At 50.1% G+C, this 14427-nt stretch carries 14 protein-coding genes; 10 read left to right on the forward strand and 4 right to left on the reverse strand.

Annotated elements, in window-relative coordinates; genetic code table 11:
- Positions 1–109 precede the first annotated feature (109 nt).
- From HRQ87_RS08750 to HRQ87_RS08760, 3 genes are read left to right on the forward strand one after another with little or no spacing between them, the layout of a single operon-like run.
- The gene (locus tag HRQ87_RS08750) at positions 110–328 is read left to right on the forward strand and encodes a YdcH family protein (RefSeq protein WP_174137384.1); all 219 of its coding nucleotides are present in this window, start codon (positions 110–112) and stop codon (positions 326–328) included.
- A gap of 45 nt (positions 329–373) precedes the next feature.
- A complete protein-coding gene (gene purE / locus HRQ87_RS08755; protein WP_174137386.1) occupies positions 374–853 on the forward strand; it encodes a 5-(carboxyamino)imidazole ribonucleotide mutase in 480 nt (159 codons plus the stop codon).
- Positions 846–1931 carry a 5-(carboxyamino)imidazole ribonucleotide synthase gene (locus tag HRQ87_RS08760; protein WP_174137388.1) on the forward strand — a complete coding sequence of 362 codons (1086 nt, stop codon included), beginning with the start codon at positions 846–848 and terminating at the stop codon, positions 1929–1931. The genes purE and HRQ87_RS08760 overlap by 8 nt, the downstream gene beginning before the upstream one ends.
- A 12-nt stretch (positions 1932–1943) precedes the next feature.
- On the opposite strand, the gene HRQ87_RS08765 is transcribed toward HRQ87_RS08760, so the two are convergent.
- Together HRQ87_RS08765 and miaB are read right to left on the reverse strand one after the other, a co-directional pair.
- Entirely contained in the window at positions 1944–2777 is an 834-nt protein-coding gene (locus HRQ87_RS08765) for a DMT family transporter (protein ID WP_174137390.1), read from the reverse strand.
- Positions 2778–2889: 112 nt separating this feature from the next.
- A complete protein-coding gene (miaB, locus tag HRQ87_RS08770) occupies positions 2890–4230 on the reverse strand; it encodes a tRNA (N6-isopentenyl adenosine(37)-C2)-methylthiotransferase MiaB (RefSeq protein WP_174137392.1) in 1341 nt (446 codons plus the stop codon).
- Between the two features lie 101 nt (positions 4231–4331).
- Here miaB and HRQ87_RS08775 point away from each other — a divergent pair, with 101 nt between their 5' ends.
- The 6 genes from HRQ87_RS08775 to HRQ87_RS08800 all read left to right on the forward strand — a co-directional run bounded on the left by HRQ87_RS08775 (position 4332) and on the right by HRQ87_RS08800 (position 11372).
- The gene (locus HRQ87_RS08775) at positions 4332–5195 is read left to right on the forward strand and encodes a hypothetical protein (protein WP_174137394.1); all 864 of its coding nucleotides are present in this window, start codon (positions 4332–4334) and stop codon (positions 5193–5195) included.
- A 149-nt stretch (positions 5196–5344) separates the two neighbouring features.
- Entirely contained in the window at positions 5345–6541 is a 1197-nt protein-coding gene (locus HRQ87_RS08780; protein WP_174137397.1) for a glycosyltransferase family protein, read from the forward strand.
- Positions 6538–7548: a glycosyltransferase family 2 protein gene (locus HRQ87_RS08785; protein ID WP_174137399.1), complete on the forward strand. Its 1011-nt coding sequence runs from the start codon at positions 6538–6540 to the stop codon at positions 7546–7548. Before HRQ87_RS08780 ends, HRQ87_RS08785 begins: the two co-directional genes overlap by 4 nt.
- On the forward strand, positions 7545–8459 hold the full coding sequence (locus tag HRQ87_RS08790) for a glycosyltransferase family 2 protein (protein WP_246251958.1): 915 nt from the start codon (positions 7545–7547) through the stop codon (positions 8457–8459). Before HRQ87_RS08785 ends, HRQ87_RS08790 begins: the two co-directional genes overlap by 4 nt.
- Positions 8460–8624: 165 nt before the next feature.
- Positions 8625–10934 (forward strand): polysaccharide biosynthesis tyrosine autokinase, encoded by a 2310-nt coding sequence (locus HRQ87_RS08795; protein ID WP_174137403.1) that lies wholly within the window; start codon positions 8625–8627, stop codon positions 10932–10934.
- Positions 10935–11126: 192 nt separating this feature from the next.
- The gene (locus tag HRQ87_RS08800; protein WP_174137405.1) at positions 11127–11372 is read left to right on the forward strand and encodes a hypothetical protein; all 246 of its coding nucleotides are present in this window, start codon (positions 11127–11129) and stop codon (positions 11370–11372) included.
- On the opposite strand, the gene HRQ87_RS08805 is transcribed toward HRQ87_RS08800, so the two are convergent.
- Both HRQ87_RS08805 and HRQ87_RS08810 read right to left on the reverse strand, forming a co-directional pair.
- On the reverse strand, positions 11369–12355 hold the full coding sequence (locus tag HRQ87_RS08805; RefSeq protein WP_246251960.1) for a glycosyltransferase: 987 nt from the start codon (positions 12353–12355) through the stop codon (positions 11369–11371). The genes HRQ87_RS08800 and HRQ87_RS08805 overlap by 4 nt on opposite strands.
- Positions 12356–12362: 7 nt before the next feature.
- Entirely contained in the window at positions 12363–13367 is a 1005-nt protein-coding gene (locus HRQ87_RS08810; protein ID WP_174137407.1) for a glycosyltransferase family 2 protein, read from the reverse strand.
- 280 nt (positions 13368–13647) lie between these two features.
- On the opposite strand from HRQ87_RS08810, the gene HRQ87_RS08815 reads away from it, so the two are divergent.
- Positions 13648–14424 (forward strand): family 16 glycosylhydrolase, encoded by a 777-nt coding sequence (locus HRQ87_RS08815; protein ID WP_174137409.1) that lies wholly within the window; start codon positions 13648–13650, stop codon positions 14422–14424.
- Positions 14425–14427 lie beyond the last annotated feature (3 nt).

Here is a 14427-nt window from a genome sequence, read left to right on the forward strand (position 1 = left end):
CAGCCTGACATTAATATGGGTTTGCAAAAAGCGACGCGCAAGGGGGCAAGGTCTTTTCGTGACGCTACAAAGTTGTTATGTATCATCCTTCAACGCAGGAAAGACCTTCATGAGTTCAGCAGAAGAAATGAAAAACGAAGATGTTCTTCGGATCGAGCTGGAAGTCATGCGCCGCGAACACCGTGATCTGGACGAAGCGATCACGGCCCTTCAGGAAAAAGGGACCAGTGATCAACTAACGATCCAGCGGCTGAAAAAGCAAAAGCTGGCGTTGAAAGACAAGATCGCGAATATAGAAGACCGCTTGACGCCTGACATCATTGCCTAGCCGTCAATCCTGCGTATAGTGCCGCTTCCTGAACGGAGGCGAAGTATGAAGGTCGGCATTATAATGGGCAGTCAGTCGGACTGGCCGACGATGAAAGCAGCGGCAGAGGTGCTGGACGCGTTGGATGTTGAATATGAAACCAAAATCGTATCCGCACATCGCACGCCAGATCGCTTGTGGGATTATGGCAAAACCGCAGTGGATCGCGGATTGCATGTGATTATAGCAGGGGCCGGTGGGGCCGCCCATTTACCCGGAATGATGGCCTCTAAAACACGTGTGCCCGTAGTTGGCGTTCCAGTGCAGACCAAAGCATTGTCTGGCGTTGATAGCCTTTATTCTATTGTCCAGATGCCAAAAGGCTTTCCCGTGGCAACCATGGCCATTGGTGCAGCAGGTGCCGCAAATGCGGGTCTGATGGCTGCAGGTATTCTGGCTTTGAATGATCCCGAATTGGCGCAGCGCCTGGATCAATGGCGCGCAGATCTGTCTGCCTCAATCCCTAATGAGCCATCTGATGACTGATCCTTTGCAGCCCGGCACGACCATCGGGATACTGGGCGGCGGTCAGTTGGGGCGCATGCTGTCTGTTGCGGCATCCCGGCTTGGCCTGAAAACGCATATTTTTGAACCCGGTCAGAACCCACCCGCAGCCGATGTTGCCCATCGGGTTACCACGGCAAGCTATGACGATAATGCGGCGTTAGAACAGTTCGCATCATCGGTGGATGTCATCACCTATGAGTTCGAAAATATACCTGTTGCCGCGCTGGATCGTCTTGAAACACTGTGTCCGATCCGGCCCAACCGCAAAGCACTGGCCGTCAGTCAGGATCGGTTGACTGAAAAGGATTTTCTGAAAAGCCTTAGCCTTGCAACTGCGCCTTATGCCAATGTTGAAAACCTTGAGGATCTGAAATCCGGGCTGGCCCAGATTGGTCCCGACGCTATTTTGAAGACGCGCCGCTTTGGATATGATGGCAAAGGCCAGGTGCGATTATCTGAAACTTCAGATCTAAACGCGGCCCTGCAAGATTTGGGGGGCGCACCCGCTGTGCTGGAGGGGCTTGTCCATTTCACCCATGAGGTTTCAGTCATTGGTGCACGTGGGATGGATGGTCAGGTGGCCTGTTTCGATCCGGGTGAAAACGTACATCGCGACGGTATTTTACACACAACAACGGTACCTGCCCCGTTAAGCACAGCCCAAAAAACCGATGCTGTCCTGCTGACGGCGCAAATCTTGAACGCACTGGAATATGTGGGCGTCATGGGGGTTGAGCTGTTTGTGACGCATGGCGGTTTGATCGTAAATGAAATCGCGCCGCGTGTGCATAATTCAGGGCATTGGACCCAGAATGGCTGTGTGATTGATCAATTTGAACAGCACATCAGGGCTGTTGCCGGTTGGCCTTTGGGCGATGGGTCACGGCATTCGGATGTCATGATGGAAAACCTGATCGGCAATGATGTGGATCGGGTTTCTGAATTGGTACATCAAGGCGTGGCACTGCATCTTTATGGCAAGGTTGATGTTAAGCCAGGTCGCAAAATGGGGCATGTAAACCACGTGGTGGGTCCCGCGGGCGTTCAGCAGTCTTAACAACCTTGTTCGCTAAGCTCGCGATTTAATCAGCGACAAGGTCACACCGCCCAGAACCAAAAGCGTCGCGACTGCAAAACGCCATGTCAAAGTTTCGTCCAGCAACAGAATGCCGCCCCCCAACGCGATAATCGGTACAGTTAGCTGAGAAACGGCTGCGCGTGTGGCGCCCAACTGAGGCAGGATGCTGTACCAAAGCGCATAGCCAAGGCCCGAGGTGACCGCCCCCGAGATTAAAGCCAGAATGGTTCCAGCCAGTGTGATCTGCGACGGCACAAGCAAAAAAGCCAAAGCCCCAAGCGGGACAGCCAAAAGAAAATTTGCCGCCGTCATGTTTAATGGCGCCTTAGCGCCACGACCCGCAAGAGAATAGATACCCCAACCAAAGGCGGCGGCAGCCATTAATATACTTCCAGTCATTGATGGTACATCCGCACCTGCGGGCCACATCAAATAGATTAACCCTGTAAAAGCCAAAATGGCCCCGATCCAGCGTAAGGGCGGTATGGCTTCGCGCAATAAAAGCGCGCCGATGAACATGGTAATCTGTACACCGCCAAACAAGATTAGTGCGCCAACGCCAGCATCAAGGGTCACATAGGCAAAGGAAAACCCTATGACATACAACGCCAAAGTGGCCGCCCCGGTGATTGAAAATGGCAACTTGGATTTTTGGTTACCAGATGTCAGCCAGACAAGAACGACCAGCATGACAGCGCCGGACAACAGCCGAAAAATCGCAAAGCTAGATGGGCCCATAGTGCCATCAGCCAAAGCCATACGGTTCAGAACTGAATTTGCTGCAAAGGCAATCATTGTCAGGGTTGTCAGCAAAATCAGGCGCATGTGGGTATGACTGTATTCAGGCGCTGCTGCGCCGTTCTTTTTATCTTGGACCCAGTGGGAATTCGGATTGCCTGTAACAGACGTATTTTAGGAACAATAAAAATACCCCTGATCACGCGGCCACAGTTTGCAGAAGTGTTCCCGCCAACGAGTTTGAGGAACTTTCCGTAATCTGCACACGGGCGATCTGGCCTTGCATGTCAGCGGGCGCGTGGACGTGTACGGCATGCAGATATTCAGATTTTCCGATCAGCTGGCCTGGCAGGCGACCAGCTTTTTCAAACAGTACAGCAACTTCACGTCCGACCATTTGATTCTGAATATCACGTTGTTGATCTTTCAACAAAGCTTGCAAACGTTGCAGGCGATCATTGGCAACATCCGGATCAATCTGCGCGCGTTCTGCCGCAGGGGTACCCGGACGTGTGGAGTATTTAAAGGAATAGGCCTGACCGTATTTCACAGCCTCGACCAGCGCCATTGTATCTTCAAAATCCTGATCAGTTTCACCGGGAAAACCCACAATAAAATCACCTGACAGCAAAATGTCAGGGCGTGCGCCGCGAATGCGATCAATCAGATTAATGTATTCTTCGGCGGTGTGCTTGCGATTCATCGCTTTTAAAATACGGTCGCTGCCGGATTGCACAGGCAGATGCAGATAGGGCATCAGTTTGTCGCACGTTCCATGTGCGTCGATCAGGGCATCATCCATGTCATTTGGATGAGACGTCGTGAAACGGATGCGCTGCAGACCATCGATATCGTTTAATTGCCAGATCAGGTCAGCCAGCGTTACTTCACCGGTCGGTCCGGCCCCATGATACGCATTGACGTTCTGTCCCAACAAAGTGATTTCGCGCACACCACGATCGACCAAATCACGCGCTTCGGTCAGGATACGATCAGCAGGACGCGATACCTCGGCCCCGCGGGTATAGGGCACCACGCAGAACGCGCAGAATTTGTCGCATCCTTCCTGCACTGTTAAAAACGCTGTCGGACCACGCTGCGCTTTGGGGCGGGCTTTCATATGTTCAAATTTATCTTCTTCTGGAAAATCCGTATCCAGCGCCTTGCGACCCTTGGCGACCTGTTCTTCCATCTGCGGTAAGCGGTGATAGCTTTGCGGGCCGACGACCAGATCAACCATAGGCTGACGGCGCATGATCTCTTGCCCTTCGGCCTGAGCCACACAACCAGCCACACCGATTTTCAGATCAGGCTTGGCCGCTTTCAGTCCTTTGAAACGCCCCAGTTCTGAATAAATTTTTTCCGCTGCCTTTTCGCGAATGTGACATGTGTTCAGCAAGATCATGTCTGCATCATCGGGCGTGTCGGTCGACACATAACCTTTTTCGCCCAGAACCTCGGCCATGCGTTCGCTGTCATAGACATTCATCTGGCAGCCATAGGTTTTGATAAACAGCTTTTTTGGATCTTGCTTCGACATGGGACATTCTCGCTTGTGCGTTGGCGTTCTGTTACCCAAAAGGCAAACAGCTTGCAATGCAGAGCGTGTTTGCGGCAAATGACTTCAAGCAAAGGTGAGCAATGCGTTTTGAGAGTTTACAACAGTTTTTAGCCGTAAAAAGCAGTATTTTGTCCAAAGGGCCGATTGCGATTATCCTGATCGAGGATGACGTAGAGCTTGAAACAACGTTGCGCCATCATCTGAATTTAGGGTTCCAGCAAATTTTGGCGATTGGACCTGAAACAATCCCCGTTCCGGATAGTATTGCAGGTGACGTAATCCACATCTGCGAAAATATCGTCAAAGCCGGTGAACGTGAAACTGTTATCAATCAGTTGATGGTGGCGGCCCCCGACATCTGGTTTTATTATTGTTTCAACGCAGAATACTTGTTTTTTCCATTCTGTGAAAGTCGCACGGTTGGGGAAATGCTGGCATTTCACACAGAAGAGCGTCGCAAAGCAATGCTGACATATGTCATTGATTTATATGCAGGTGACTTGGGCGTAAATGACAACGCAGTATCCTTGACCGATGCGTATCTGGATAAATCCGGATACTATTCGTTGGCCCGCAAGGATGCAGAAGGCACCACTAAAGACCGTCAGCTTGACTTTTTTGGTGGGCTGAAATGGCGGTTCGAAGAACACATTCCTTTTAAGCAACGCCGCATTGATCGGATCGGCCTTTTCAAAAGTGCGCCGGGGTTAAAGTTAACAGGCGAACATCTTTTGAATGAAGACGAATACAACACATACGCCTGCCAGTGGCACCACAACCTGACGGCCGCCATTTGTTCATTTCGAACGGCCAAGGCTTTGATCCGAAATCCTGCATCACGACCGCATATTTCAGGCTTCAAATGGCACAATTCAGTGCAATTTAAATGGAGCAGCCAACAATTGATGGATCTGGGCCTGATGGAACCGGGGCAGTGGTTTTAGATTTTTCCATAGCTGAAGAATAAAGCAACAGCGACCTTTGCAAGGCAAAGTGGTGGAAGCCCGCCGACGGATGGCAAAACCCTGCCGTTTCAGGCCAAGTTTTAATGCACCCAAAGACAGTCCCGTGATGTAACGGTATCGACGGGGCGGTGAAATTCGCTGTCCAAGCGAATACGAGGTTGGTTGATTTGCGTATTCTTTATCTGGCACATGATCTGTCTGACGCTGCGATATGGCGCCGTGTTCACATGTTGAATACGGGCGGTGCTGTTGTTGATCTGGCCGGGTTTTCCCGTGCATCACCGGTTACCAAAGGCCCCGCAAAAACGATGACCTGCTTTGGTCTTACAAAAAATGGCGGCTTCATCCAGCGTATCGCGGCTGTGGGGCGCAGTTTTGCGACGATGCGAAAAAAGATACCGGGCACGCCAAAACCTGATCTGATAATAGCGCGCAATCTTGAGATGCTTGCGCTGTCAGGGCGGGTTCGCGCGCAATTCGGCAGATCCGATATACCGATTGTGTACGAATGTCTGGATATTCATCATCTGATGCTGCGCCGCGATGTGATCGGGTGGGCACTGCGAAAGCTGGAACGGGCTTTGATGCGCAAAACCTCGCTTTTGATCACCAGTTCACCGGGGTTCGTTCGGAATTATTTTGACCGTTTTGATCAGTGTGCCCCGCAAACTCAGATTGTGGAAAACAAGATGCTGCAAAATGCTCCGCCGCATTTATCAAGAGTATCGGACGGCAAACTCAGCATCGGCTGGTTTGGTATTCTGCGGTGTCAAAAATCGCTGCATTTTCTGGATCAAATCACGCGCAACACTGACGGTCGTATTCAGGTAAGCCTTCGCGGCAAGCCCGCCTATGATGTGATGCCCGACTTTGACCAGATTGTTGCAAACAATCCGTTTCTTCATTTTGGCGGGCCATATCGCTATCCGGATGATCTTGCGGATATTTACAGTCAGGTCGATCTGGCCTGGCTGCTGGATTTTTATCAGCAAGGCGAAAATTCGGACTGGTTGCTGCCCAATCGGCTGTACGAAGGCTGCGCGCATGGTGCTGTGCCACTGGTGCGCGCCACAACAGAAACCGCACGATTTCTTCAAAAACGGAAAATCGGCGCCATTATCGACACGAATGATGCGGATAAAATCGCAACGCAGCTTGAGGCGATAAATATAACCGTTGCAAGACGCGCCGTTCAATCAGAGCCGCAATCGACGTGGATTTGTTCGGATAAGGAATGCGCTGAGCTTGTCACAAAGCTCAGCCAGTTAAACATTCCGCAGATCAGCTTATCAAAACCCAAATCCGCCCTTCAGGATCAGACATGAGGTCGCAAGTGCAACGCGTTTTAATCGTGATCCCCTGCCTGAACGAAATTGCTCACATAGGTGGGTTGTTAACACAGCTTTTGCCATTTGCACACAAAACGAACGCCCGTATTGTTGTTGCAGATGGCGGCAGCACCGATGGAACGGTTGAAACCGTTCGAACCGCCTCAGATATCGATCCCCGCGTGATTCTGATGCATAATCCCAAACGTCTGCAAAGCGCGGGGATCAACCTGGCTGTTGCGCGCTATGGTGATGGCGCAGATGTGTTGATCCGTATTGATGCCCACAGCCGTTATCCTGATGACTATTGCGACGTGCTGTTGGCCGAAGCAGCCAAGACGAGCGCTACCAGTATAACGGTTGGTATGATCGCCGAAGGTAAAAGCGGTATTCAGGCTATTAATGCGGCAGTTCAAAATTCAGCCCTTGGAACAGGCGGATCAAAGCATCGCGCGCATTCAAGCGGCACATATGTTGTACATGGCCACCACGCGCTGATGCGCATTGACGCATTCCGACAGGTGGGCGGATATAACGAAACCTTCAGTCATAATGAAGACGCTGAATTAGATTGGCGATTGATCCGCGCGGGTCACAAAATCTGGCTGACCAGCGATACGTTCATTACTTATTTTCCACGTGATAGCTTTGGCGCATTGGCACGTCAGTATTTTAACTATGGCCATGGCCGCGCCCGTACGATGCTGGAACACCAAATGACACCACAGCTGCGCCAACTGGTTGTGATCATGGTAATGCCTGCACTGATGTTTGGCTTTTTAGCACCTTTGTCACTGTTGGCCACAGTGCCGGCCTTGGTATGGGCAATGGCGTGTTTGATTGGCGGGATCGCGATCGCAGCAAGGCACAGATCCCCCAAGTTTGTAATGACTGCAGTGTCAGCCGCCATTATGCATGCCAGTTGGTCTGCCGGGTTCTGGATCAACCTGCTGCAAGGCGTGTTCAGACCGTTGAAACCCAAAACAGCAGCCCAAACCCAATGAATGTCGATATCTGCATATGCACGTTCCAACGACCATGCGTGATACGAACCCTGAAAAGTATTGCGGATATGAACGTACCAAAAGACGTCATTTTACAGGTGATTGTCGTAGATAATGATGTGTCACCAACCGCAAAGCCGATGATTAAGGCGTTTCAGGATACTGCGGATTTTCCTGTGATCTATGCCCATAAACCTGCAGGCAATATCTCAATCGCGCGCAATGGGGCGCTTGAGATTAGTAAAGCGCGATTTTTGGCATTCATCGACGATGATGAGACAGTTTCACGCGATTGGTTGATGCATCTGCTGGATACCCAAGCCCAAACTGGTGCTGGTGTCGTGCTTGGTCCGGTTCAGGCAACATATATGCCACATGCGCCAAAATGGATGAAACAGGGCGTATTTCACGACACGAAACCAGTTTGGGTGAACGGTCAAATCCAGACAGGCTATACTTGCAATGTGTTATTAGATCGCGATCAGATGGCTTTTAACGACCTAACCTTTGATTTGGAAAAGGGGCAAACCGGGGGCGAGGATACCAGCTTTTTCCATCAGCTTTTCGAACGCGATGTTCTTTTTGCCTTTGCACCTCAAGCTGTCGTGTCCGAGGCCGTTCCTGATATCCGTGCGACACTGAAATGGCTCGCAGAGCGGCGGAAGCGGATGGGGCAAACGCAGGCAGAAGTCTATTATCAGGATCTTGGTTTAGCTGGCAAATGCAAGGTATTGGCTTTGTCTGCTGCGAAAATTGCATTCTGCATGGTCGGGGCCGCCCTGACTATACCACTGGCACATAAGCGAAATGCCTGGTTTCTAAGGGGAATGCTGCATGTGGGTGTGATCAGCGCCTTGTTTGGCGCCCGTGCCATTACGCCTTATGGGCTGGCTGACAAGACCGCAGGCTAAAATGCATCGCCTAAAATATAAGCAGATATCTCCGCCATGCGCGGAAACGCAGCAGATGTCAGTGCTGGTACCCCTGCGGGATGCCCACCGCCTATTGATAGCTGTAATCAAAGTGACGAGACGGGCAAAAAACATGCAAGCCCACAAGATAATTGGAAGCACAAGATGACACGTATTGGCCTTCGATTTAATGAAAGTGCAAATGTGATCCAACAGGGCGACATGGCCGAGCCGATTAGCTTTGACCGTTTACTGGTCAGTTTGCGGCGCCAGCGTACGGCGATCGCAATTTGTGCCTGTCTTGGTGTTTTGATGGGGATCTTCTATCTGGCGACGACACCCCAGGTTTATTGGGCCGAAGCACAGGTTTTGGTTGATAATCGCGTCAATAAAATCGTTGAACAAGCGGCCGCAACCGCAGACGGAATAAACGATGACGCAGGCATTCAGAACGAAATCCACGTGGTTAAATCCGCGCCAATTGCCCGTCAGGTGGTCGATAAACTTGATCTGGCAAACAATCAAAGTTTCCGAAATCCACCCGAGTCATTCATAGGGAAAACAGTGGGCGGTACACGCAGGTTTGTTAGCAATTTACTGGGCGGTCGCCCTGCACCGCAGACACCGTCAAACGCAGTTGATGATGCTGCATACATGCGCGAACTTATCGCGCAGAATTTGCAAAAATCCATCCGTGTCACGCGCGTTGGGCAAAGTTATGTCCTTAGCATTGGCTATGTTTCGCATGATCCTAAGCTGGCCGCTGATATTACCAACGCCTTTGCGAATGCCTATCTTGACGATCAACTGAATGCCAATCTTGAGACGACCGAACGTACCTTGGTGTGGATGCAGGATCAATTATCAGAACTTGCGATCAGCTCTCAGCAGGCTGCGCTTGAAACTGAACGCTTTCGCGCAGACAACAACCTGACTGCAACCGAAGGGCAATTGATCACCGAACAGCGCCTGGATCAACTGAACACACAACTTGCGCTGGCCGAAGCCGATGCTGCAAAAGCCGAAGCCATGATGCAACGGTTTCAAACTTTGATTGATCGCGATCCAGCCGAAATTATAAATCCAGGCGAATTGGTGAACACAACTGATGACATGCAGTTGGCTGAACTTGAGACACGGTATTCGAATGTGTCCAGCAGGTTGGAAGACGTCATCACACAATTCGGACCCGAACACCCTCAGGCCCTGATCCTGATCCGCCAACAGCAGGAATTGTCAGGCGCACTGCGCCGTGAATTAACCCGCATTTACAACGAAGTCAGCGCCGAAGCCCAGATTGAAGAAGCCCGGGTCAATGCGTTGCGCCAAAGTGTGGCCGGTGCAACAATGCAAAACGCGCAAGCGACCCAAGCCCAAGTCGAACTGCAAAACCTTGAAAAACGGGCCGATGCGCTGGCCAGCATTTATCAGAATTTTCTAAGCCAATATCAGGCCATCGAACAACAGCAGAGCTTTCCAGTCACGAACTTTCGTATTCTGGTTGACGCAACACTGCCCCGCGATGCCGCAGGGCCGCGCAAATCCAATGTTTTGATGACAAGTCTGGTATTGGGTCTGCTTCTTGGTCTGGCCGTAATGGCTTTGCGTGAATTTCGCGAACGGTTTTTCCGCACGGCAGAAGATGTGGAAACAGAAACCGATCAGAATTTCCTAGGCTATCTGCCTTTGCCGGAAAAATCCCAAAGTGGTTTTCTAACGCTGCCCTTTGTCAGTAAACCCAAACCCGTGCCATCGCTTGATCTGGATACGGCATCGCGTGTGTTACGCGAACCTCGGTCTGTTTTTGCGGAAACATTGCGGAATGTACGTTTTGCCCTTGGCGTCACAACCGAAGACAACACCTGTAAAGTGCTTGGCATCACCTCTGCCCTGCCCGGCGAAGGGAAATCAACAGTGTCATCAAATCTTGCGCTTTTACTTGCGATGTCTGGGCACAAAACATTGTTGATCGACGCTGATATTCGAAATCCTGGTCTGACACGGGCATTAAATATTCCCCGTAAGAAATCAGGCATTCTGACATATCTTATGGGCGATGAAACGCTGGAAAATGTTATTATCGGCCATGACGTCGAAAAACTGCATATTGTGCCATGCTTTTCCAATGACCGGCTGTCACATTACACAGAGCTTTTGTCTTCAAAGCGGATGCAGGTGCTTCTCGCCACGGCTCAGCAAAAATATAGCTATGTGATCGTCGATCTGCCGCCCCTTAGCCCTGTGGTGGATGCCAAGGTGATTGAGCCTTTGTTGCAAAAATTCCTGCTGGTCGCAGCTTGGGGTGATACACCCCGCGGATTACTGCGTCAGCAATTGCGGTTGAACCCGAAAATCGCACAAAAATCACTTGGTGTTGTGTTGAACAAAGTTGATATGAACACGTTGCAAAGCTATGCACCTGCGGACACAAGTGACGCATACATCAATACCTATAGCGGCTATCATACGACGTAGAACTGCTTGATTTATCGACACTTGCCCGAAATTTGACCCCGAAATGTCCAGAAGATACCACTTCAGTGACCTTGCTTGACGGCAGCTTTCTGCTTATTGTTGCTTTAACAAATTCGAAATGCAGCTTGGGGAAATCCCTTTGGAAAATGTCCAGAAAGGACGCCAACGGGATGCATGGAGGCAAGCGGTTACATGCGGATATATGCATTCATAGCTTTGCTATTGATCGCTGTTGGTGCGGTCTTTATTTGGTCGGCTTCTAATGATGCGACTTGGGGTGTCATTGCACTACGTGTTCTGGTCACCCTTGTCGCGCTTCAATTTGGATATTTGTTGATGATTGTGCTTTGGTCTTTCTGGGGCAAGGATGTATCTGCACCCCCGCAACAATCCACACCAATCATGCCATCACAGACGACTAAAACGGAAAATCGCTAAATCTGACCATTGTGGCGTTCAATAAAATGGTCCAAACTATCATCCGTTCGTCCAACTGTTTGAATAAGCAGCCCGCGCGCCAGTAGTCGCAGTTTTTGATAAAGCCCAAGCGCATTACCGGTGTTCAGGGAAATTAGCGCTTTGACCAATCCTGTTGCCCGCTTTTCAGGATCAAAGGCAAAACGATCCGTTTTGATAAAATCAGCCGTATGCCCCCGACGCCAGGCATTTCGCTGCAGCTTTTGGATAGCACGTTTCAAATCCAGTTCACGCCGCAGATATGACGTCGCATTTCCCAGATCACGGGTGGTGTCTTTGCCATTTTCAGCCCAGATGGCCAAAGGGTGCAAGGCCACATAAATTGGTTCAGTAATCGCATAGGTACGCATGTATTCCTGTAATGTCGCGGTGCAATCGACACCAATTTCAAGATCGGTGACGGCATCACTGCCCCAAAACAAGCCACCGTTCGATACACCGATATCGGCAAGCAGGGACAACCGGAATGTCGCGGGATCATACGTCCCTTCACGGTATTTTTCTTCAAGAATACCGGTTTCGCTTAGCCGGGCATGATCGGTCCCACTGGCATATTCGATCAGTTGATTACGAAAGACGATCTGAACGTTGTGATCATTGCAGATACGGATGTTGTCACGGATAAAATCCGGAAGGATCAGATTATCGTCCTCGACCACACAAAAATACTGCGCATCATGGGGGTTATCACGACTAAAGCATGCGTCGATATTTCTTGAGGCAAACTTTTGCGGCACATTCGCATTATAGTGCACGCGTGCATCGCCCAGCCCTTGCACAACCTTGCGACCAGATTGCGCAGGATCATCATCATAAACGTCGCAAACCCAGTTTTGCCATGTTTGATCAACCATCGACTGCAAACACCGCCGCAGCGCATCGCCCCTTTTGTAAGTGGGCGTTCTGATGTGAACCAAGGGCTGTTGTGTTTGTAACATCTTCATTATCAGATCAGATTTGCGGAATTGATTTATCATCGGCATCACGCGGATTTTTTACGACCTGTAATGCAATCTTGGTAACTGCATCTTCGGTCTTTGATCGCCATAGTTTATCGCGCAAAGCCCGTGCCAAAGGACCAAACAGAAACGGCTTTGCGCACAGGCGTTTTGCAGCTGAAAATCGGCGTCGGGCTTTTATATCTGTCATAAGAAGTTCAAACGCCAATGCGCGTTCCAGTCGATCACGACGTATTTTCAGTGCTGCGCGTGTTGCGGCATCGGACGTGGAGATATCATCATTGCATTTTATCATCACCCGAATATCGGCAACGGACCAGCGATGCGAAATTGATGCGGAATGGCGGCGATAAAAATACAGCGGCTTGTTCACCAAAAACGCTTTGGCATTCGACATGAGATATTTCAGATAAAAATCAAAATCTTCACCATTGCGGATATCAGTGCGATAGCGAAGATCGCCCAAACTGTCGGCACGGATCAGCGGTTTCATGAAGCCAAGATCACCGCTTTTAACAAAAACCGCGGGCGATAGTTTCATATTCAGACCCATTAGATGCGACTGAAACAAAGTGTTGGTATCGGCCATGTTATCGGCCGAAAAGCAAATCTGATCATCTGCGATGAAATCCGCACCAAGTACGTTGGCGCATGCAATCAGATGCGCAAACCTATGCGGTTCCATAACGTCATCCGCGTCAACGATCGCCAGCCATTCACCATTCGCGCGTTCAATCGCCCGGTTACGCGCATCGCCCGGCCCTGCATTTTTTTGTGCAGGTAATACAATAAGCCGCCGGTCTTCAGCCTGCATTGCATACAATATATCCAGGCTGTTATCGGTCGAACCGTCGTCTGCGACAATCACTTCGATATCATGCAAGGTCTGCGACAAGGCGCTGTTCACCGCGGCCTCAAGATACTTGGCACCATTATAATTTGCCATAATCACAGACAAAACAGGTGTCTGGGAAAAATCAATACTGGACCCAGTCATGTTATCATTCGCCTCTTGCTTGTTATTGCCAGTAATCCCCTAGACACATCTTTTGCAAATGCCTTGAACGGAAAACCAGCTTGCCAAGCAAGCCTTTGCCTAAAGCACACAGTTTTCCGCCGAAACACCTTAAAATTAAAGGCTATCGCACATTTTTTGAACACTGGTAAGACAGGAACCGCCCAATATGCTGCATCAGCAAAGGAAAGGTTTTATGCCCGTTATGGGTGTATTAGATGGTTAAATAAGATCATCGGAAATCCTGATCATGAGGTCCAACATGCGCGCTCACATCGACCGCTTTTTTCTGATCTTTGCTATGCTTTGTATCCCTTTTTCTGCGTATGCGGAAGAACTGGGCAAATCGTTCAAAGAAGACTTTGATGAGCTGGACACAGAAAAATGGTATATCTCTGACGGATGGCGAAACGGCGAATATCAGAACTGCCTTTGGAATTCTGATCAGGTGAATGTGAGAGGTGGCAAACTGATCCTTGGATTTGATCGGTCCGGTGGTGGACCGTTGCGTTACAAATGCGGGGAATTGCGGACATATCAATCCTATGGCTACGGTCTGTTTGAAGCGCGGATCAAGACTGGCCAAGGATCGGGTCTGAATGCCGCGTTTTTCACTTATATCGGCCCCAGTAATAACAAGCCGCATGATGAAATCGACGTCGAAATTTTGACCAAAGACACCAATAGCGTCAGCTTCAATACCTATGTTTCCGGTGAACCACATCACGGCAAAGAAGTGCCCCTGCAAAACCCCACGCATACATCGTTCAACATCTATTCCATGCTTTGGACGCCCCGCGAAATTCGCTGGTATGTGAATGGGGAATTTGTACATAAAACGATTGGCACACGTTATCTGCCCACCCATCCGCAAAAGATCTTTGCCAGCCTTTGGGGCAGCGATACGAATATCGAATGGATGGGCGAATTTCGGCCTGTGACAAGGCGTATCACGATGGAAATCGACTGGATCGCCTATACAAGTCTAAGTGACAGCTGTCAGTTCGACGCGTCTGTCATGTGTGATTTGCGACAATAAAAC

It is taken from the genome of Parasulfitobacter algicola (genome assembly GCF_013315265.1).
GTDB lineage: Bacteria > Pseudomonadota > Alphaproteobacteria > Rhodobacterales > Rhodobacteraceae > Parasulfitobacter > Parasulfitobacter algicola.